Here is a 20,558-nt window from a genome sequence, read left to right as displayed (position 1 = left end):
CTCATTACGCGCCTTAAACAAATAATGGGGCCTTAAGCCCCATTATTACATCAATTCAACCTGTTTTAGCGGCTACTAACTAGATGAAAAAGAAGATCAATACTAAACCTAAGATTAATCGATAGATTACAAACGGTAACATACCGACCTTTTCTACTAAGATTAGGAAGTAGTGAATACACGCATAGGCACTGATAAAAGACAGCAAGGTGCCCCAACCAATTGCGGCCCAATCAACCGGTACAATTTCTTGACTCAATTTTATTGCTTGATAACCACCGGCCGCGGCAATTAGCGGGATAGATAATAGAAAAGAAAATCGCGCGGCCGCTTTTCGAGTTAGCCCCACCATTAACCCAGCAGTAATAGTAATGCCGCTGCGCGACGTCCCCGGAATTAATGCTAGTACTTGGGCTAAACCAATAATGACAACATTTTTTACCGATACTTGATATTCGTCTTTAAGTTGGCTTGCTTGTCTGTCAGCCCACCATAGCAAGAGACCAAAGACAATTGTTGTCGCCGCAATAACGGTTGTATTTCTTAAGTTTTCTTCAATGAAGTCTTTAAAAATAAAGCCTGCTAGTCCGGCAGGTATAGTCCCTAGGATAATCAACCACGACAATTTACTGTCTTTATCCTGTTTGCCACTAAATGACTGAACCCAACTCACCGCCATGCGGCCGACTTCTTCCCGAAAATATAAAACAACGGCGAGCAAACTACCCGCGTGAACAGCAACATCAAATGCCAAACCTTGATCTTGCCAACCTAAAATCTGCGACGGCAAAATTAAATGCGCTGAACTCGAAATTGGCAAAAATTCGGTTAACCCCTGCAGTATCGCCAAAACAATGACTTCTATGATCCCCATTAGATTTCCCTTAATGCGTTAACTTTTATTTTGTGCGCTCAATAAACACACCAACAGATGCCGTACTTGCTACAGCACCCAATTTACGTAATTTAATTCGACAACGTTCAACAGGAAACGACGTTAAAATGTGGCTTGCGACCTTTTCAGCAACGGTTTCAATAAGCTCCGCTTGATTTTGTTTAACAAGTTTCACTATATCTTCTGCAACAATGGCGTAGTCAACTGTTTTAGATAGGTCATCTATTTGTGCCGCTTGACTAATATCAGTGTACATTTCAACGTCAAATTGCAATGTCTGTTGGATCGTTTTTTCCCATTCGTAAACACCAATAACAGTATCAACTTTGAGAGCTTCAATAAAAACAATATCTTGCGCCATGTAATTTTTGGTCCTATATAATTCAATTCAACATAGTATAACTGAGCTGTATTTGTGAATCGCCAAGAGGTCGGATACCATAACGAAATACAAATTTGTATAGTAATTCGTCTCTCTCAATGATAAATATCTGCTTACCAAATTAACGTTTCGCTCTTAGTTTACGCGACGCGAAAATTGAAAGCGCGAATAATAGCTGAAATACCAACAATGAGGAACTCATGTCCGCTGAATTTTTTCTTACATTAATTGCAACCTATCTACTAGGTTCAGTCAATTCAGCGATCATCTACTGTAAATTGTGGCGATTACCTGACCCTCGCTCTAAAGGATCTTTTAACCCTGGCGCAACAAATGTCTACCGTATTGCGGGTAAAACCGCGGCTATCCAGGTTTTATTGTTCGATGTTCTAAAAGGAATAATCCCTAGCTGGGGGAGTTATTACCTAGGATTTTCGACTTTAGAAATTGGCGCAATTGCATTGGCCTGCTGCCTCGGACATATGTTTCCGATTTTCTTCCGGTTTCAAGGCGGCAAAGCGGTCGCAACCGCGTTAGGTTGCTTACTGCCCGTCGGTTCGACTCTTGCGTTTACTCTATTAGGAACTTGGATGATCGTATTCCGTTTAACCGGATATTCATCTTTATCCGCTATAGTATCTGTCGGGATTTCACCACTGGTGACTTACCTAACCTCGCCTAAATATACAATCGCAGTAACCATGTTAGCGTTACTTATTATTGCTCGACATATCCCTAATATCATTCGCCTAGCCAATGGCAGCGAACCTAAGTCGAATTTAAGAGTATAAAGTTATTGTAAACTTACATTAAAGTTTAGGTAATTCTTCAATTGACCAGCGTGGTTTCGCTTTTACTTTTAAGTTTTGATCCCCTTGACTCAAAATACGTTGAGCGCCCGCAAATGCGATCATCGCACCATTGTCGGTACAGAACTCGTGTCTAGGATAAAACACATTACCGCGCTGCTTGGCCATCAATTGAGCTAGTTTCTCTCTTAGTTCTGTATTTGCGCTGACACCACCGGCGATAACTAAAGTTTTAATTCCAGTTTGCTCTACCGCACGTCGGCACTTAATTGCAATAGTATCAACGACAGCTTGCTGAAACGCATGGGCGATATCAGCTTTAAGTTGGTCAATATTCTCTGGTAATTCAGTTGCGTCTGATTTACTTCCAGACAAATGAATCCCTGCACCACGAATCGCAACTGCCGCTGCTGTTTTTAAGCCACTGAAGCTAAAGTCTAATCCTGGGCGGTCTGTCATTGGTCGAGGAAACTTAAATACCCCCGGAGTTCCGTGTTCGGCTAATTTTGCCAACATAGGTCCACCAGGATAATCTAACCCAAGTAGTTTTGCGGTTTTATCAAACGCTTCACCCGCTGCGTCGTCAATAGACTCACCTAAAATTTTGTATTGGCCAATACCTTGCACTTCTACAAGTTGCGTGTGGCCGCCGGAAACTAATAACGCGATAAATGGAAACTCCGGGCGCTCATCTTCCAACATCGGCGCAAGTAAATGCCCTTCCATATGATGAACCTCTACCGCTGGGATCCCTAAGCCATAAGCCATTGAGCGGCCAATACAGGCTCCAACCATTAAAGCCCCAACAAGTCCAGGCCCAGCCGTAAACGCGATTCCTTCTATATCCTGTTTTGTCAGATCACATTCCGACAACAATTCACTGATAAGAGGTATTGTTTTACGCACATGATCTCTCGAGGCAAGTTCAGGGACAACACCGCCATAATCGGCATGAACCGCAATTTGACTATAAAGTTTATGTCCAACAAGCCCTTTTTCGGTGTCGTATAACGCAATGCCTGTTTCGTCACAGGAAGATTCTATACCTAAAATTAACATGTTAAATTCACCTTAAACTCGCTTGTTTTACATAACGATAATATCAATATACACAGGGTTTACCGGCTGGTTTGACTAACGATTCCAACCATCGTGCAAATTAGACTGTTTTCGCCCCGTAGCAACTATGTTACTCTTAGCGAAAGGCGCGCATTCTACCCCTCGAAACAAAGAGATTCAATTGAATCCCCGAGCAGTTTATTTCAGTAATAACCTCTTAGACATTACGTCTTGTTAAATAATCCCTGAAAACCTGTTTAAATTTAAAAAAAGTACTTTACAAAAGACGGGGCTTGGATTTAAAATGCCGCACCATTTTTATTAGTCTTGGTTAAAGTTTAACCATAAAATACAGAATACTGAGGTCGATTTTTAAATGCCAGTAATTAAAGTTAAAGAGAACGAACCGTTTGACGTTGCACTACGTCGTTTTAAACGTTCATGTGAAAAAGCAGGGATCCTTTCAGAAGTACGTCGTCGTGAACACTTCGAAAAGCCAACTTGGGCTCGTAAGCGTAAGAAAGCTGCTGCTGTTAAGCGCCACTTGAAAAAAGTTTCTCGCGAAAACGCACGTCGCATCAAACTTTATTAATCTACTAACTCTCGAGTCAGGAAGTACCTATGAGTCTTATTGACCAGCTTAAAGACGCCCAAAAAGATGCTATGCGTGCTAAGGATAAAATCCGTTTAGGCACAATTCGCATGGCCTTGGCAGCGGTTAAGCAACGAGAAGTAGATGAAAGAATTGAGCTTGGTGACGAAGATGTTATTGCCATCTTAACTAAGATGGTAAAACAGCGAAAAGATTCTAAAGCGCAGTATGAAGCCGCTGACCGTCCCGAGCTAGCTGATATTGAAGCAGCTGAAATCGCCATTATAGAAGATTTCTTACCTCAAGCGCTTACCGAGGAAGAAGTTCTAACCTTGCTCTCTGCCGCCATCGAAGCCACTGGGGCATCTGGCATGCAGGACATGGGAAAAGTAATGGCCGAATTGAAGCCAAAAATCACTGGCCGTGCCGATATGGGCAAGGTAAGTGGTTTAGTACGGTCGAAATTAAACAGTTAATTTTTGACCTGCAACACTTCAGCAACATAAACCGCAAAATGCAAATTTTGCGGTTTTGTTTTATTTGCCGTATAGATCATTTTAAATCCACTGTTAATTTGCAATAATCACCATCCAATTAAATTATTTTTACTACTCAAAGGGGCAAGTGATTGACTGGTCGTATTCCGAAAGGCTTTATTGATGACGTTGTTGCTCGCACCGATATTATTGATTTAATTGATGCTAAAGTTCCGCTTAAAAAAGCCGGCAAAAACTACCAAGCCTGTTGCCCATTTCATAATGAAAAATCACCGTCATTTTCGGTAAGCCCTGAAAAACAGTTTTATCATTGTTTTGGTTGCGGTGCTCATGGCAATGCCATCAGTTTTTTAATGGAATACGAACAACTTGAGTTTGTCGAGGCCATTGAAGAACTAGCTCGACTGCACAGTATTGACGTCCCCCGCGAAGATAACGGGACCGGAAAACAGAAAAAATATCCAACAGTAAGTAGAGAACAAAAACAATCGGACTACGAGTTAATGGAACTCGCCGCAAAGTTTTTCCAACACAATCTCAAACATGATCAGAATTCAAAAGCGGTTATTGATTATTTAAAGAATCGTAATTTATCTGGCGAAATCTGCCAACGCTACGGCATTGGTTATGCGCCTGATAGTTGGGACAGTATTTTAAAGTCGATTGGTAAAACAAAAGCGCAGCAACAACAACTTCTCGATCTAAAAGTTTTAAACCAGAACGATTCAGGCAGAACATACGACTTTTTCCGTAAAAGAGTGATGTTCCCAATTCGTGATAAACGTGGGCGAGTGGTGGGCTTTGGCGGACGCGTTATTGATGACGGAACCCCAAAATATTTAAATTCACCTGAGACACGTATATTTCATAAAGGCAACGAACTGTATGGGTTTTATCAAGCCAAACAGGCCAATCAAAACCTCGAACGAGTTCTTATTGTCGAAGGTTATATGGACGTTGTATCTTTGGCTCAACAGGGAATATCGTACGCTGTGGCAGCACTTGGTACAGCGACAACACCTGAGCATATGCAGCTCTTGTTCCGCAGTACGCGTCAGGTAATCTGTTGTTATGACGGCGACAGAGCTGGACGTGATGCCGCTTGGCGAGCGTTAGAAAACGCCATGCCCCATTTAAAAGACGGTGTCGATTTACGGTTTACATTTTTACCTGACGGTGAAGATCCAGATACTATGGTGCAAAAGGAAGGCAAAGAAGCCTTTGAAGTTAGACTCGGTGAAGCAAAACCTTTGCTCGACTATTTCTTTGAGCACTTTGTAAACGCTCTGGACATTACCAGTGACGCAGGAAAATCTGCCCTTCTCTCGCAAGCCAAACCACTAATAGAAGTTGTTCCTAGTGATTATTATAAAGAAGCATTATTAGCAAAGTTAGCTCGTTTAATCGGCCGCGACGCCGATAAAATTAAATTGGCAAATCGCTCACCTATCGCTGAAGTTAAACGTCAACAGACTGAGTTTCAAATAACGCCGATGCGCCGGGCCATTGGTTTGCTATTACAACATCCTAATCTAGCTAAAGAAGTCCCATTTATTCCAGCATTAGCTAATGCAGAAATGCCAGGTTTTGCCACCTTCATCGCTATTCAAAAGTTAATTTTGGACGAACCTGAAATTAAACAATCGGTTTTGTTAGAGCGTTTTCGTTCACAAAAAGAATACTCATTTTTGGCCCGTTTATTCTCTTGGGAGCACCAAATTGACGATGAGAACTTGATTCAAGAATTTGCCGAGACATTTAAGTCATTGCAAGATAGTTATCTGGAGAAACGCCTTGAGGCCTTATTAATTAAAGGGAAAACTGGTCAACTCGATAAGCAAGAACAGATTGAGTATGTGGCATTAATGAGCGCCTTAAAATCCTAAAACAATACCGAACGGAAGTTTGATTTTGGCACTGTATTACTCCTTCTAAGAACCCTTAACCCCCTTCATCGTAGATTGATATTTCACAAAATAGATTTAATTGCCATTGATTTGTTTCAATTCGATTAATACATAGCCAGAAATTAAAACAGCTGTTATAATATGTAGTTCGCTTTTTAAATCACTTTACGGTGAATAAATAAGCACTTTCCCAAGTATTTCATGTTCAACTAGTAGGTGGAAGATAATCTGTATGGAGCAAACTCCTCAGTCTCAACTAAAACTTCTTATTATTAAAGGTCGCGAGCAAGGTTACTTAACCTTTGCAGAAGTGAACGATCACCTTCCGCAGGATATGATCGACGCTGATCAAGTCGAAGACATCATTCAGATGATCAACGACATGGGTATCAAGGTATGTGAAACACCACCTGATGCCGATGAATTGTTGATGCAAGAACAAACCAGCGATGATGAAGTCGTTGAAGCGGCAGCTGCAGCACTTGCTACTGTTGAAAAAGAAATAGGTCGTACTACCGACCCTGTTCGCATGTATATGCGTGAAATGGGTACGGTTGAATTACTGACTCGCGAAGGCGAAATCGTCATAGCAAAACGAATTGAAGAAGGTATTTATACCGTTCAATCTTCAGTTGCGGAATACCCGCAAGCTATCAGCTACTTGTTGGATCAGTGGGACCAATATGAAGCAGAAGAAATTCGTTTAAGCGACATCATTAATGGTTTCCTAGATCCAAACGAAGAAGATGTAGCACCTGCTGCAACTCATGTTGGATCAGAATTGTCTGAAACTGATTTAGCCGATGAAGACGGCGATTCAGATGACGATGATGAAGACGAAGAAGAAGTTGATACAGGCCCAGATCCTGAAGAAGCTCGTGAGCATTTTGAAGAGTTACGCCGTTTGTATGATGAGTCAACAGTCTCTATCAATGAACTTGGTCGTTCTCACCCAAAAACTCAAGAAAAGATTGCGGCTCTTGGTGAACATTTCCGCTTATTCAAACTGATTCCAAAGCAATTTGATAAATTAGTTCGAAATATGCGTGACATGATGGACCGTGTTCGCGTTCAAGAACGTCTAATCATGAAACACACTTGTGGTTACGCTAAATTACCTAAAAAAGATTTCATTAAGATCTTCCCAGGCAACGAAACTAAAACGTCTTGGTTAGAGTTATTGCAATCGGGCGGCGATGACGTTGCAAATCGACTTAAAGAAGTCGACATTGAAATTCGTCGTAGCATCCAAAAGTTAAAAGAAATTGAAAAAGAAACACGACTAAATGTAGAAGCGATTAAAGACATCAACCGCCGTATGGCCATTGGTGAAGCTAAAGCGCGTCGTGCGAAAAAAGAAATGGTCGAAGCCAACTTACGTTTGGTTATCTCCATCGCTAAAAAATACACAAACCGTGGTTTACAATTCTTGGATCTGATCCAAGAAGGTAATATCGGTTTGATGAAAGCGGTAGATAAGTTTGAATATCGTCGTGGTTATAAGTTCTCTACTTATGCAACATGGTGGATACGTCAAGCGATTACGCGTTCAATTGCTGACCAAGCAAGAACAATTCGTATTCCAGTACATATGATTGAAACGATCAACAAGCTTAATCGTATTTCACGTCAAATGTTACAGGAAATGGGTCGCGAGCCTACACCAGAAGAACTTGCTGAGCGCATGTTAATGCCTGAAGACAAGATCAGAAAAGTGCTTAAAATCGCAAAAGAGCCTATTTCAATGGAAACACCTATTGGTGACGATGAAGATTCACATTTAGGTGACTTTATCGAAGATACAACAATATCTTCACCAGTGGAAACAACTACTTCTGAAGGTTTGCAAGATGCAACCCGTGATGTATTGTCTGGCCTAACCGCCCGTGAAGCTAAAGTATTGCGTATGCGCTTTGGTATCGACATGAATACGGATCACACTTTGGAAGAAGTTGGTAAACAGTTTGATGTAACACGTGAACGTATACGTCAGATTGAAGCAAAAGCATTACGTAAATTAAGGCATCCTTCTCGTTCAGAACCGTTAAGAACCTTCTTAGACGAGTAATAAGTCAATTTACAACACATTTAGAAAACCCGCACTAGCGGGTTTTTTATTGCTTGGCGTTTTATTTTTAATAATCTTCCCTTTAACCACTTTAAAAAATTAGTTCTTTGTCACATACTGAATATCCGCCATACTATTGAATATTCGTTAAAAAGAGTTATTTGGGACTTTTTACAAATTATTTTATTACGCATAATTTTAACGAATAGTAACAACTAATATTGGTTTCCCTATTGCAAGTGATAACGTCATATTTAACTCATTGGTGGAGTAAACGTTGAATCTAATTAAAGAATTACAACCAGGTACTATTGTCAACATCAGCCTATATGACAAAGTGCATAACCGACTAAAATTTAAAATGATTTACGTTGGCCTGATTGAAAATGAATATTTAATTCTAAAATTTCAAAATATCACTAGTGCTGCCAATGACAGCCACGACTTGAAAGCCGGAGTCCAGTTATCAATTCAAACCGTAGTAGCTCAAGAATACCTTACCGCTCTTAATTTTCAGGTATCTTCATTAGGGATCAGTAAACTTCGAGAACCCCTTTTACTTGTTGAATACCCTAAAATTGTGAAAGGTCAGCGACTGAGAACCGCCCCTAGGATTTCCGTAGAGTTAATGGCTAACATTACTTATCCAAAGTTAGACCGACAATATCTTGCTTTAATTTCTGACTTTTCAATGACAGGATTAAAGTGTGAATACTTACTTAGTGAAGAAGTATTAGAGAACCCAACGTCAGAAGAGTTAACTGGACAAGAGGTCAATGTTGAATTTGTTGCTAACGACGACTTAGATATGGATTTTTCCATCAGCGGTGTCGTTAAAAATGCTCGACAAAGAGAAAAAGTTCAACTGGGCGTCGAATTTACAGAAGAAGACACCGGTGTCGTAAAAAGTGCCTTTGCGATCCTTCTTATGCGAGAATACGGCTTATAACCTTTCTCGGATCCATCATATATTTGTTATTTTACAACCAACAAGTAACAGCATTTTGATCCGCGATATGGTTTAATTATTAACATATTTGCCATTCTTATATTTTAATACAAGGTTAGCCCAAGCCTTATGCCGACTTCTGCAACTCCATTAAAAGCCCTTTCGACTCATTTAGTGGAAGAACATCCTGTTGCTATCGAAATAAATCAGGTGAGCTATGCTGTCATGTTGGCAAGCCCTCATGACTTAGAAGAATTTGTCATCGGCTTTCTGTTGTCCAACTTAGTTATTAGCCACAATCGCGATATTCATGATATCAATATCAGCCAGCAGGACAATGCCTATATCGTTAACGTAACCATTGCTAACCGATGTTTAGTTAACTTGCAACAACGACAAAGGCAACTAAAAGGCACCACGGGTTGTGGGCTCTGCGGTACTGAAACGTTAACCCAAGCATTCCCTACACTGCCAACGTTGCCTGCGATGTCAGCGATATCGCCTAATCTGAAAACCACTCTTAGCGTCATTCGGCGCAAGCTGTCGACTTGGCAAACCCTAGCTAAAAATAGTGGCGCTTTGCACGCGGCATTTTGGCTCAACACTGACGGTCAGATAGTCGCCTGCCGTGAAGATATCGGCCGACACAATGCGCTTGATAAGTTAATTGGTTACCTTTTAAAAAATGGTATTGATAGACGCCAAGGCGCAATTTTAATGACAAGTAGATGCAGTGTCGAATTAGTGCAGAAATCAATTTTGGCCGGCGTACCTACGTTAATTAGCCTTGCCTCACCAAGCCAGTTTGCGGTTAATCTAGCTGCAGAACATAACCTTTTGTTAGTCCAGATCCCGAAAAAAGATCAGCCTATCTATTATGGTATCGAGTAATTTATGACAGTTAAATCTAATAAAGCCGGTGGTTTCGCATCAGTCGCCTCCACGTTCAAACAAGTGATGCGCAGCCAACGCGCAAAAGACAATATCAAAAATTTGCTGAAAGTAAATCAAAGCGATGGTTTTGATTGCCCAGGTTGTGCGTGGGGCGACAATACAAATGACCGTTTTCAGTTTTGTGAAAATGGAGCAAAAGCGGTAACTTGGGAGGCTACAGACAAAAAAGTAGGTCCTGAATTTTTTCGTGAGTACTCGGTAAGCCAACTCAAAAAGCAAAGTGACCACTGGTTAGAATATCAAGGTCGGTTAACTGACCCTATGTCATACAATGCAAACACCGATCATTACGAACCTATTTCCTGGGAACAGGCAATTTCAATAATCGGTACCAAAATACGAAACGTAGAGCCAGACCAAGTGGAGTTTTATACTTCGGGACGAGCAAGTAATGAAGCGTCCTATTTGTATCAATTATTTGGCCGGGTTTTAGGCACCAATAATTTTCCTGACTGCTCTAATATGTGCCATGAAGCTAGTGGTGTTGCTCTAAAAGACACTATAGGCGTTGGCAAAGGAACCGTCACGATAGACGACTTTGACCACGCAGACGTTATCTTTGTTTTTGGCCAGAACCCCGGCACTAATCACCCTAGAATGATGAATTCGTTGCGCAAAGCCTCAAGAGGGGGATGTAAAATTGTTTCATTTAATAATCTAAGAGAAGTTGCCTTAGAGAAATTTGCCAGCCCTCAAGATCCTATTGAATTACTTACTCCAGCGGCAACGACCATAAGCCATCGTTATTTCACACCCAAATTGGGCGGCGATTTTGCTGTCGTCCGTGGCATGGTCAAACATCTCCTCGATATAAATACAAAATTAAACGATGAGTTTATTGCACAGCATACAAATGGATTAGAAGCTTACCTAACGGCCGTTTCTGCTACGCCGTGGGAATTAATCACTCAACAATCAGGCTTAAACCAGAAAGATATTGAGCAGGCTGCTGATTTGTTTGCAAGTGGAAAGCGTGTCATTACCACCTGGGCGATGGGTATTACACAACATAAACACTCTGTTGATACGATTAAAGAGATAACCAACTTACACTTATTATTTGGGCAAATTGGCCTACCGGGCGCAGGACTATGCCCTGTGCGTGGACACAGTAATGTGCAAGGTAACCGAACGATGGGGATAAATGAAAACCCTTCAATGCCATTTTTACAAGCCCTTGACGCCGAATTTGGTATCTCGACCAGCAAGCGACCCGGCCATAACGTCAACCAAGCGTTAACCGCTTTGTCTACACAACAAAGCAAAGTCCTTATCTGCTTGGGTGGCAACTTAGCCGCCGCTGCACCTGATACGCACTTTACTATTGATGCCATACAACAAGCTGAGCTCAATGTACAAATTAGTACCAAACTGAACCGAAGTCACCTTTGTGTTGGCAACGACGCGATTATTCTGCCCTGTTTAGGCCGCACAGAAATAGATAAACAAAGTAGTGGCGAGCAAGCGATAACGGTAGAAGATACCTTTAGTATGGTTCATGCGTCCAAAGGCGCTAACACTCCAGTTGGGCCAAACTTAAAGTCAGAAACCGCAATCGTCGCTGCCATTGCAAACGCAACATTAGGTGACAATATTGTCGACTGGTCAACGCTGGCGGAGGATTACGGACAGATCCGAAACCTAATTGAAAAAACGATTCCAGGATTTGATAACTTTAACCAACAAATAGCAACGCCAGGTGGCTTTCACCTTGTTAACTCAGCGGCTAATTATCATTGGCAGACTCATAGTGGCAAAGCCAACTTCACTGCGTCCCAATTGCCTACTAGCCTCTACCCAGCAGCGGTCGTTGCAATAATCGAAAAACAAAAAGCACCAATATTTACTTTACAATCGCTTCGTTCTCACGACCAATACAATACGACGATATACGGCATGGATGACCGCTATCGAGGCGTATTTGGCGAAAGGAATGTTGTCTTTATAAACAAAAAAGACGCCTCGCGATTAAAACTAGAAGAAGGGACGTGGGTATCTCTCACTTCAATTTGGCACGATAATCAAACACGCATGGTGGACGGTTTTAAATTGATATTTTATGACATTCCACTGGGCAATGTAGCAGCCTATTATCCTGAAACTAACCCACTTGTACCAATAGACAGCTTTGGTGATGGCAGTTTTACTCCAACGTCTAAGTCTATTCCAGTTATCATTTCAGCGTCTAAAACCGTCTTGATGAAAACCTCCTAGTACAATGTAGGTTAACAATGACGCCAGGGAGTTTCATAGGCGTCATTTAGTAGACCCCTACTTTCTTAGAGAACCCCTTAATAACATTCCCATTTGGTGCTTTGTTTTAAACAAAGCTAGTCTGCTCAATACTAATTCCTAAAAAACATTATTTTGTCTTTTTAAATAAAATATTGTCACATCAACTAAAAAATAGGTCATATATTTAACATTTTATTCTCTAGCCTTTGTATTTTAATGTCAATTTCTTGATTAAGATTACAGCATAAACATACCGCTACATGGTCGAATTAACCGAGACAATATTATCTCGAGTTAGGCTCAAACTAGGCGTCATAATCAAAAGGTATCTCGATGAAAAAAAGTGAACAATCTGACCCGTTTGCCACCGCAAGAGTTGAAACTGGATTGGGATTTATGGATGACCAAAACGATCCTGTAACTATGGTATTGGGATTAAAAGACGTTCGTAAATGCGCTCATAACTGGAAAACGTACCAGTCTGGCGCTAAACCTGGTCGAATCGTCATCCCCTCTGAAGTGAACATTCGTGAGACACGACAGATCCCTTTTGAAGTTGATCCACCTGAGCATAAAACTTACCGGGATTTAATCGAACCTTGGTTTAAACGACCATTGGAAGCAGACTACCAAGAGCAATTAACTGCGATTATCGAAGGTGTTTTTAACGATGTATTACAACAGCCTGAAACCGAAGTGGTGTCGCAACTCGCGCTTGTTCTTCAATCTCGAGCGTTAACCTTGTTACTTAACACACCAATGTCAGACTCTGAAACTTGGATCAACTGGGGTACACACGTTTTTAGAAGTGATACCACAGCCCTAGATGGCGACAAAGCTGCAATACTTTACGATTATATAGAAGCACAAATCGAGCGGGCTGAGCAGTCTCCAGGAAACGACTTATACTCTTTGTTATTGCAGTCAAAAGTTATGGGTAAACCTATGACAAAGGAACAAATCAAAGGCGTTATGATCTTGACCTTCGCAGGTGGCCGAGACACAGTGATAAATATGGTGACCAATACCATAGGCTACTTTGCTGAGCACCCTGAAGACTTGCATCGTTTGCGAGATGAACCAAGTATTATCAACAAATCCGTAGAAGAGTTAATACGGTACTTTTCGCCATTAACTCAAATGGGACGAGTTGCGACTGAAGACGCCTCAATTTGCGAACATGCCGTTAAGGCGGATACCCGTATTTCGTTGTGTTGGGCATCTGCTAATCGTGACGAGCGCGTATTTGAAAATCCAAATGACGTGGTATTGGACCGAAAGCTGAATCCTCACGTAGCATTTGGTTTTGGTACTCACAATTGTTTAGGCGCGACACATGCGCGTCAAATATTACAGACCTTACTCAGTGTGATGATCAATAAGCTCGATTCAATAGCAATCGTCGATAGCAAAGACAACATTGAAACATTGGGTGAATTTAAACGAAAAGTGGGTTTTGATCATTTAACCGTACAATTTAAACAGCGCTAATTTAGATAAATAGAGGAAACCACCATGGCTAAAATTACATTTGTAACACAAGACGAACAATCAATTACAGTTGAAGCAACAAGTGGCAGCATTATGGAACTGGCAGTCGACAACAATATTCCAGGCATCGATGGCGATTGCGGCGGCGTTTGTTCATGTGCAACTTGTCACGTTCATGTTGCAGCACAAGACATGGCTAAGACCGGAACAGCAAGCGAAATAGAATCTGACATGCTCGAACTAGATGACAACGTGAATGAATATAGCCGCTTATGTTGCCAAATTGACATATCTGACGACATTGACGGGATCACGTTAAAAGTCGTTGGTTAATCAAATTATATAAACGTTAGTCATTATTTTAAGTCCATTCTTAAAATAGACATTTATCAAAAATTGTTTTTAAAAGGTCACACTTATGACAAATCAACCTGAACAATCGACCTGCGTTATCGTTGGCGCAAGTCACGCTGGAGTTAATTTGGCGTTTTCATTACGTAAAGCAGGTTATGTTGGTGCGATTGCGTTAATAGATGCTGACCCGACGTTACCTTACCATCGCCCACCGCTATCAAAAGCCTACTTGATCTCGGATGACCCCATTGAAAGAAATGCCCTTAAGTCACCAGAGAGCTATGAAAAATCGACGATATCATTGCACTTAGGTTGTCGTGTAACTCACTTAGATGCAGGCAAACAAACCATTACCTTTGACTCGGCTTCTAATGGAACAACAGAGGTCATGTATTATAGCCAATTGGTATTGGCGACCGGCGCTAGTCCTATTATTCCGCCAATCCCTGGTTCACAACAGGCGGTAAACCTATTTCCACTGCGCACCGCTTTAGATGTGAATAATATCAAACAAGCCATGCGTCAAAAAGCGGCTCCCAAAGTCGTTATTATTGGTGGTGGGTACATTGGTTTAGAAACCGCGGCTTCACTAAAAAAACTCGGTGCAGATGTTACGGTTCTCGAACGAGAGGAGCGGATACTAGCTCGTGTAACAACACCAACCATGTCGTCTTATTTTACCAATTTGCACGAGCAAAATGACGTTAATATCCTATGTAATAAAAATGTAGAGGGTTTGTCTCTTAAAGGCAATATCAATCAACTCCATTGTGATGATGATACCGTTTACGAAGCTGATATTATCATTGTCGGAGTGGGTGTCAGGGTCAATACAGAACTAGCAAAAATGGCGAATATCGAAATAGACAATGGTCTGAAAGTAAACGAGTTTGGCGCTACCGCGACCAAAAACATTTATGCGATTGGTGATTGTAGCAATCACTTCAACCCTCATTACGGCCGCTTCATTAGACTTGAATCCGTTCAAAATGCAGTTGATCAAGCCAAATGTGTCGCGCAGGCTATTTGTGGTCAACCTGTGCCATACAATACAATACCTTGGTTTTGGTCAGATCAATTTGATATTAAATTACAGATGGTAGGTTTATCGGAGGGATTTACGGATGTTGTCGTTCGTAAAGAACATACAGATAAATTTTCACTTTGGTATTTTAACGGTTCACAACTCCTCGCTGTGGATGCAGTGAACAATGCAAAAGACTATGTCGTCGCAACTAAAACCATTAAAAATGGACTTGTCGTCGATAAAACGACTTTAGGGGATCATAGTACGGCTGTACAATTTCTATAGTCAAAAACAGAAAGTTAGATGATCTTAAACGAAAAGGTCATCCTTCTTTTAAGAATAGCAAGACAAGAGCTTGATGGTTAACGAAGCAAAATAGTTACTCCAAATCGGCACTTATATCCTGCCAATTGGCGATTTCAGCGGGCGTGAAACCAGAAGCCGTATAAGCTTTACTAATAAACTTGTTCTCTTTTAGGATCGATAAACCTTTTTCCAGCGCCAAAAATATCAACTTACTATTGCGAACGTCCTTACGAATAATAAAGTGACGAGATTGTGCTAACGAAACATACATATTTGGAATTGGCACTAGAACAACATTCTCCAATCCAATTTTCATATCGCTATTAAATTCACCTAGCGTAAAGTCTGCGCGCCCTTTAGCAATCATTTTATGCACAGCTGTAGAAGACGGCGCATTTAACAATTGCGGCGTTAACTTTGATATAACTTGCCAGTCATGGGTCCACTTATTTGGTGAAATGCCAACGTATTTTTGTAAATCTTGTTTAGTTTTAACAACATCTAACATTGGATGGTTGCCCAGTGTAAAGATGCCCTTTTTCATTTCACCAACGTCAATTACAGGTTTAGAAACATAAAAAATAGATTCGTCTATTTCATTTTTCCAAATCGTTTCCCCTGGAATATGAACTTTACGTTGGTTTGCCAGCACTAAGCTACGGGTATAATTGGGAGAAGGATAAAAATCCAATCTGACGTCTAGCCCGCCTAAATGCAGAGCTTTACAGATAATAACGAGTTCGATGGCACCACGTGATGAATGTTTAGATTTAAACTCGTCAACATTCCAACAATCTTGTTTTAACGTCCATTGATTAAAAACTTCGAGGATATGAGGGCTAACAGCGATGCCTAAAGTATAACGCTCCGCTTTCAAGTTAATACTAAAACAAAAAATCGACAGTAAAAATGCAATTATTGGTAACTTCACTATTCTCCCCAAGGAAATATTTACGATCCTGATTTGGGCTCGTCAGAGTTAGGTATAAATCAACTATGGTTGACTGTCAATTTCAGGGAATGTTACAAAATGGGTAAAAGGCGGCCACTCGTCACTATAACGGGACACTTCTGCGACGCAATCAAGTAACCGCTTACATTGTGCTAGCTCGTAAATCTAAGGCTGAGCTTGATATCACCTTAGCTTTCAAAAGGGGAATTTTAATAGGGTGGCTGATTTAGATGGTTGAAAACAGTTTTTTATAACAGAGTTGCCGCTTTTGTATTATAGGCAAGTCTCGGCCTTTATCGACAACATCACACTTTATTTAAGAACAAAAAAAGGCGGTTAAGTATACTTAACCGCCCAATAACAAATTTAATATTGGACCAGAGGCTACGACTTGTATTCCGCCACCAGTTTTTCAACTTCCTCAATCGATTTATTTTTTGTCTCAGGTAAATAGCGATACAGTAAAACAAGACCAACGATGCCTGACAACATATACGATAAAAACACATCCGCAGCACCAAAGGCATTAAGTAACCAAGGGAAAAATTTCTGCATAAAATAACTTATCGTGCTGCAAACTAAAGCAAACATTGGGATAGCAACGCCACGAACTGAGGTCGGCACAATCTCCGAAAAGACCACCCACATAATTGGTCCAATAGAGATATGAAACGCGGCGATAAAGCCTACGATACCAACTAAAACCAACATGCTATTTATCGTCACTGCCGCTTGAATAAACTGACTCTCCAGTGCCCGAACATTATCTAGTCCAATCACTTCAGCAACACCAGCTTTAAAACTCTTGTCATCACTAAATGTTTGTCCTACTAGCGACTGCATAGCACCTTCATTAAGCTCTGAGTGCGCTGCAGCAAGCTTAGAGACATCCTGTTGGTCAAGCGTGTAAGAAGCTTGATTAAAAGCGATTACACATAGTAATAGACATAATATAGAAGCAATAAGCCCACCATTTACCAGCGGTCGACGCCCGACTTTATCAACTAATACTATGGCCAGTGCAGTAAATACAAATGAAACCAAACCAATGATAATTGTTTGTGCAAACGCTGCATTTGTGCCAATGCCAGTCTGTTCAAATACCATTGGCGCATAAAACAATATTGGATTTACACCTGTGGATGGTTGAACAATGGCAAACACTAATCCGACAATCATAGCGAGTCGCACACGAGGGTCTAATAACGCCTTAAATTTTTGCTTAATTCCGCCTTCTTGTACTTCGCTATTGTTGAAGCTTGCTTCGATCGATTGGATTTCGTCTTCAATTTGTTCCGCCGGCATTAATTTACTTAGGGCTTGTTTGGCTTCTTCTAACTTACCTTTCGACACTAACCAACGAGGACTTTCAGGAATAATAAACAGTAATAAACACCAAACTAAGGCCGGTACGATTTCCATACCTAACATCCAACGCCAGAGGTTATCAGCAACGCCAAATTCTACGATCCAATTTGCGCCTGCTTCAGTTGCGCCAAGCAACCAATAATTAGAAAAATAAGCAAACGTCAAACCAACTACAATCATAATTTGATTCATCGATACCAGTTTGCCACGTTGTTTTGCAGGGGCAATTTCACCTATATACATAGAGGCGAGAGACAAAGAAGTAAAGGCTAACCCGCCAAGAAAACGCGCAGCGACTAAGGCTTCATAACTTGGTGCGAGCGCAGATGCGATAGCCGATACAACATATAACATGGCAATCAGAATAAGCGTTTTTTTACGGCCAATGGACTCACATACTGCACCTGTGATCACTAATGCCAGTAAAACACCTAACGCAGGCGCACTTACTACATTCCCCAATTGCATATCATCTAACATAAACTCTGCCGCAACATAGCGAAGCGTGCCCGAGATAACCGCAGCGTCTAACCCAAAGACAAAACCACCAATAGTTACAATTGACGCGTAGATAAACGCGGCCTTTACAAATTTATCCATAATACTGCCGTTTTAATAATCATTTTGTTAACAATAAACATTTAAACAAGTATGGTCAACCCTAGATTTATTTGTTACTAATATTAATAATCATTCTCTAATCAAAAAAAACATATGTTGAAGCAAAAAATAGCAATACCAAAGTCGAGCAACAATTGCCACGGTAAAATTATCGGAACTGACAAATATCAATACAGCATAGATACTCACTGGGGCAAACTTGACGAACAACAAATCGCTGTAGAAAACTGCCACGCATTTGCAATAGACAGCCTTGGCCGAATTTTTATGGTCACTGACCACCCGGATAATAACATTGTTGTTTACGATAAAGAGGGAAATTTAATTGATGTCTGGGGGCGTGAATACCCCGGCGCTCATGGCATCAAAATTCTCTCAGAACAGGGCCAAGATTACATTTATTTGGTAGACAGCGGTTGGATCTTAAATCGTAATTGGGATGGTGTTTCAACAGATGAATGGGACTCGCCAACCAATAAAGTCATCGCTCAAAGTGGCTTTGTGGCAAAATTAACAATCGATGGCAAATTGATTTACACAATAGGACACCCACAAACTGTTGGCGCTTATCAGCCTGACATGCCCTTTCGGCCAACAGACGTAGCAATCGCGGCCAATGGCGACATCTATATCACCGACGGATATGGTTCTGACTATGTACTTCGTTACAACAGCAAAGGGCAGTACCAAGAAAAATGGGGCGGACATGACAATCAAGATCCCGACCATAATCTCATTAATGCCCACGGTATTGAACTGGATAATCGCGACAAAGCTAATCCAAAGCTTATTGTCAGTTCCCGTGCAGAACAATGTTTAAAACAATTTACTTTAGCTGGTGAATACCTCGCAACGATTGCCACACCAGGGGCTTGGATCCATGCGCCGGTTATCGTCGGTTCTTTGATGTATTCCGCCGTTTGCTGGTCGCATATCGACGGCTCAAATGTCGATGGTTCCGGTTTTATTTGTATTTTTGACACTGACAACCAAGTGATTGCAACCTTAGGCGGAGAGCCGCCGAGTTATATTGACGGTAAACTCCAACCATTAGTAACGGATTGGAGCGTATTTACTCACTGCCACGGACTGTGTGTCGATGATGAAGGTAATATTTATGTGGGCCAATGGCGTGCAAATGGCAGTTATCCGATGAAACTCACACCTGTGTAAGCAGAATTCGTTACATATTGCTGCGTTTGATAACCGACTTTTGATATTGAAGTGGGGTCATCGAAAACTGCCGTTTAAATTGTGCAATAAAATGCGACGGGCTGGAAAAGTCCAAGTCGTAGCTCAACTCAGTTATTGATACGTCAGCCATACTTAATATCCGAGCTGCAGAATAAAGTTTATGCCGCAGCACATATTCCGAAAAGCTAAAACGGAAAATCTTTTTAAATAATCGAGAAAAATAAGATGGTGACAGATGACACATCTTTGCCGCGTCGACAAGACTAAAGCGCACAGCGGAGTCATGTCTAAATCGATTGATGACGGGCAATAATCTTTCATAACCTACAGTTGCGGTAATAGGCAGAATATTGGGGGCCGTTACTGCCGTTGCATGTTCTGCAATCCAAATGATCAATAGTTTTAATAGGGTTTTGCTTTTTGCGCTTTGCGGATCAACTTGATAAGACGCCAACAGCCAAGCAACTATTTGTTTTAGTTCCTGTTGATTAACGTCATCAATCCGTAGATGCATGCCTTGATTAAAGAAGGACGCATAGTGGGCAATGTCATCTTGGTGAAAAAACTCAGGCAAAAGTTGAATAATGTGCCAAGACTTAGCACCATCGTTAAGTTCAAAATCGTGCGTTTCCATTGCGGGAGTAAAAACGACATCATTACTTTCTAATTTTGATTGTCCTTGATTATAAAAATAATTTCCGTCGACTTGGTCAAATATAATGAATTCGTGCACTTCATGAAAATGCATAAAACACGAATAAGGCTGATGTATATCATAGGCCACGTTATGGATCTCGAACGCATACCCTTTTTCTATGCAAAACGGTTCACAGTAGGCTCGTTTCATTACGTTCTCGCAAAAGTTAAGTGGGTTTACAGAAATTGAACATCGTAATTT

Annotated in this window: 18 protein-coding genes; 12 read left to right on the top strand and 6 right to left on the bottom strand. The window is 41.0% G+C overall.

Going from position 1 to position 20,558, the window contains the following annotated elements:
* Positions 1-79: 79 nt before the first annotated feature.
* A complete protein-coding gene (locus tag KO525_RS19125; RefSeq protein ID WP_215965437.1) occupies positions 80-874 on the bottom strand; it encodes an undecaprenyl-diphosphate phosphatase in 795 nt (264 codons plus the stop codon).
* Between the two features lie 25 nt (positions 875-899).
* The gene (gene folB, locus KO525_RS19120; protein WP_215965436.1) at positions 900-1,256 is read right to left on the bottom strand and encodes a dihydroneopterin aldolase; all 357 of its coding nucleotides are present in this window, start codon (positions 1,254-1,256) and stop codon (positions 900-902) included.
* 221 nt (positions 1,257-1,477) lie between these two features.
* Here folB and plsY point away from each other — a divergent pair, with 221 nt between their 5' ends.
* Positions 1,478-2,068 carry a glycerol-3-phosphate 1-O-acyltransferase PlsY gene (gene plsY / locus KO525_RS19115; protein ID WP_215965435.1) on the top strand — a complete coding sequence of 197 codons (591 nt, stop codon included), beginning with the start codon at positions 1,478-1,480 and terminating at the stop codon, positions 2,066-2,068.
* An 18-nt stretch (positions 2,069-2,086) separates the two neighbouring features.
* Here the strand turns inward: plsY and tsaD are convergent, their stop codons facing one another.
* Entirely contained in the window at positions 2,087-3,145 is a 1,059-nt protein-coding gene (gene tsaD, locus KO525_RS19110; RefSeq protein ID WP_215965434.1) for a tRNA (adenosine(37)-N6)-threonylcarbamoyltransferase complex transferase subunit TsaD, read from the bottom strand.
* A gap of 376 nt (positions 3,146-3,521) precedes the next feature.
* Here tsaD and rpsU point away from each other — a divergent pair, with 376 nt between their 5' ends.
* The 10 genes from rpsU to KO525_RS19060 all read left to right on the top strand — a co-directional run bounded on the left by rpsU (position 3,522) and on the right by KO525_RS19060 (position 15,504).
* Entirely contained in the window at positions 3,522-3,737 is a 216-nt protein-coding gene (rpsU, locus tag KO525_RS19105) for a 30S ribosomal protein S21 (protein ID WP_105053374.1), read from the top strand.
* A gap of 29 nt (positions 3,738-3,766) precedes the next feature.
* Entirely contained in the window at positions 3,767-4,213 is a 447-nt protein-coding gene (locus KO525_RS19100; RefSeq protein ID WP_215965433.1) for a GatB/YqeY domain-containing protein, read from the top strand.
* Between the two features lie 152 nt (positions 4,214-4,365).
* Positions 4,366-6,120, top strand: a complete 1,755-nt coding sequence (gene dnaG, locus KO525_RS19095; RefSeq protein ID WP_215965432.1) for a DNA primase — start codon at positions 4,366-4,368, stop codon at positions 6,118-6,120.
* Positions 6,121-6,373: 253 nt separating this feature from the next.
* Positions 6,374-8,209 (top strand): RNA polymerase sigma factor RpoD, encoded by a 1,836-nt coding sequence (gene rpoD / locus KO525_RS19090; RefSeq protein ID WP_215965431.1) that lies wholly within the window; start codon positions 6,374-6,376, stop codon positions 8,207-8,209.
* A 277-nt stretch (positions 8,210-8,486) separates the two neighbouring features.
* Positions 8,487-9,158, top strand: a complete 672-nt coding sequence (locus tag KO525_RS19085; protein ID WP_215965430.1) for a PilZ domain-containing protein — start codon at positions 8,487-8,489, stop codon at positions 9,156-9,158.
* A 129-nt stretch (positions 9,159-9,287) separates the two neighbouring features.
* Positions 9,288-10,049: a formate dehydrogenase accessory sulfurtransferase FdhD gene (fdhD, locus tag KO525_RS19080; RefSeq protein ID WP_215965429.1), complete on the top strand. Its 762-nt coding sequence runs from the start codon at positions 9,288-9,290 to the stop codon at positions 10,047-10,049.
* Between the two features lie 3 nt (positions 10,050-10,052).
* Positions 10,053-12,326 carry an FdhF/YdeP family oxidoreductase gene (locus KO525_RS19075; RefSeq protein ID WP_215965428.1) on the top strand — a complete coding sequence of 758 codons (2,274 nt, stop codon included), beginning with the start codon at positions 10,053-10,055 and terminating at the stop codon, positions 12,324-12,326.
* Positions 12,327-12,680: 354 nt separating this feature from the next.
* On the top strand, positions 12,681-13,838 hold the full coding sequence (locus KO525_RS19070) for a cytochrome P450 (RefSeq protein WP_215965427.1): 1,158 nt from the start codon (positions 12,681-12,683) through the stop codon (positions 13,836-13,838).
* A 24-nt stretch (positions 13,839-13,862) separates the two neighbouring features.
* Positions 13,863-14,171 (top strand): 2Fe-2S iron-sulfur cluster-binding protein, encoded by a 309-nt coding sequence (locus tag KO525_RS19065; protein ID WP_215965426.1) that lies wholly within the window; start codon positions 13,863-13,865, stop codon positions 14,169-14,171.
* Positions 14,172-14,256: 85 nt separating this feature from the next.
* Positions 14,257-15,504 carry an NAD(P)/FAD-dependent oxidoreductase gene (locus KO525_RS19060; RefSeq protein WP_215965425.1) on the top strand — a complete coding sequence of 416 codons (1,248 nt, stop codon included), beginning with the start codon at positions 14,257-14,259 and terminating at the stop codon, positions 15,502-15,504.
* A 94-nt stretch (positions 15,505-15,598) separates the two neighbouring features.
* On the opposite strand, the gene KO525_RS19055 is transcribed toward KO525_RS19060, so the two are convergent.
* Both KO525_RS19055 and KO525_RS19050 read right to left on the bottom strand, forming a co-directional pair.
* Entirely contained in the window at positions 15,599-16,456 is an 858-nt protein-coding gene (locus KO525_RS19055; protein WP_215965424.1) for a hypothetical protein, read from the bottom strand.
* A gap of 405 nt (positions 16,457-16,861) precedes the next feature.
* Positions 16,862-18,445, bottom strand: a complete 1,584-nt coding sequence (locus tag KO525_RS19050) for a sugar porter family MFS transporter (RefSeq protein ID WP_215965423.1) — start codon at positions 18,443-18,445, stop codon at positions 16,862-16,864.
* A 114-nt stretch (positions 18,446-18,559) separates the two neighbouring features.
* Between KO525_RS19050 and KO525_RS19045 the strand changes: the two genes are divergently transcribed.
* On the top strand, positions 18,560-19,639 hold the full coding sequence (locus tag KO525_RS19045; protein ID WP_215965422.1) for a 6-bladed beta-propeller: 1,080 nt from the start codon (positions 18,560-18,562) through the stop codon (positions 19,637-19,639).
* A gap of 10 nt (positions 19,640-19,649) precedes the next feature.
* On the opposite strand, the gene KO525_RS19040 is transcribed toward KO525_RS19045, so the two are convergent.
* A complete protein-coding gene (locus KO525_RS19040; protein WP_215965421.1) occupies positions 19,650-20,507 on the bottom strand; it encodes an AraC family transcriptional regulator in 858 nt (285 codons plus the stop codon).
* Positions 20,508-20,558: the final 51 nt, after the last annotated feature.

Source organism: Psychrosphaera sp. B3R10, from assembly GCF_018861025.1.
Classification (GTDB): domain Bacteria; phylum Pseudomonadota; class Gammaproteobacteria; order Enterobacterales; family Alteromonadaceae; genus Psychrosphaera; species Psychrosphaera algicola.
Note: the sequence above shows the minus strand (reverse complement) of the source record. Positions and strands in the feature narration are given on the sequence as shown.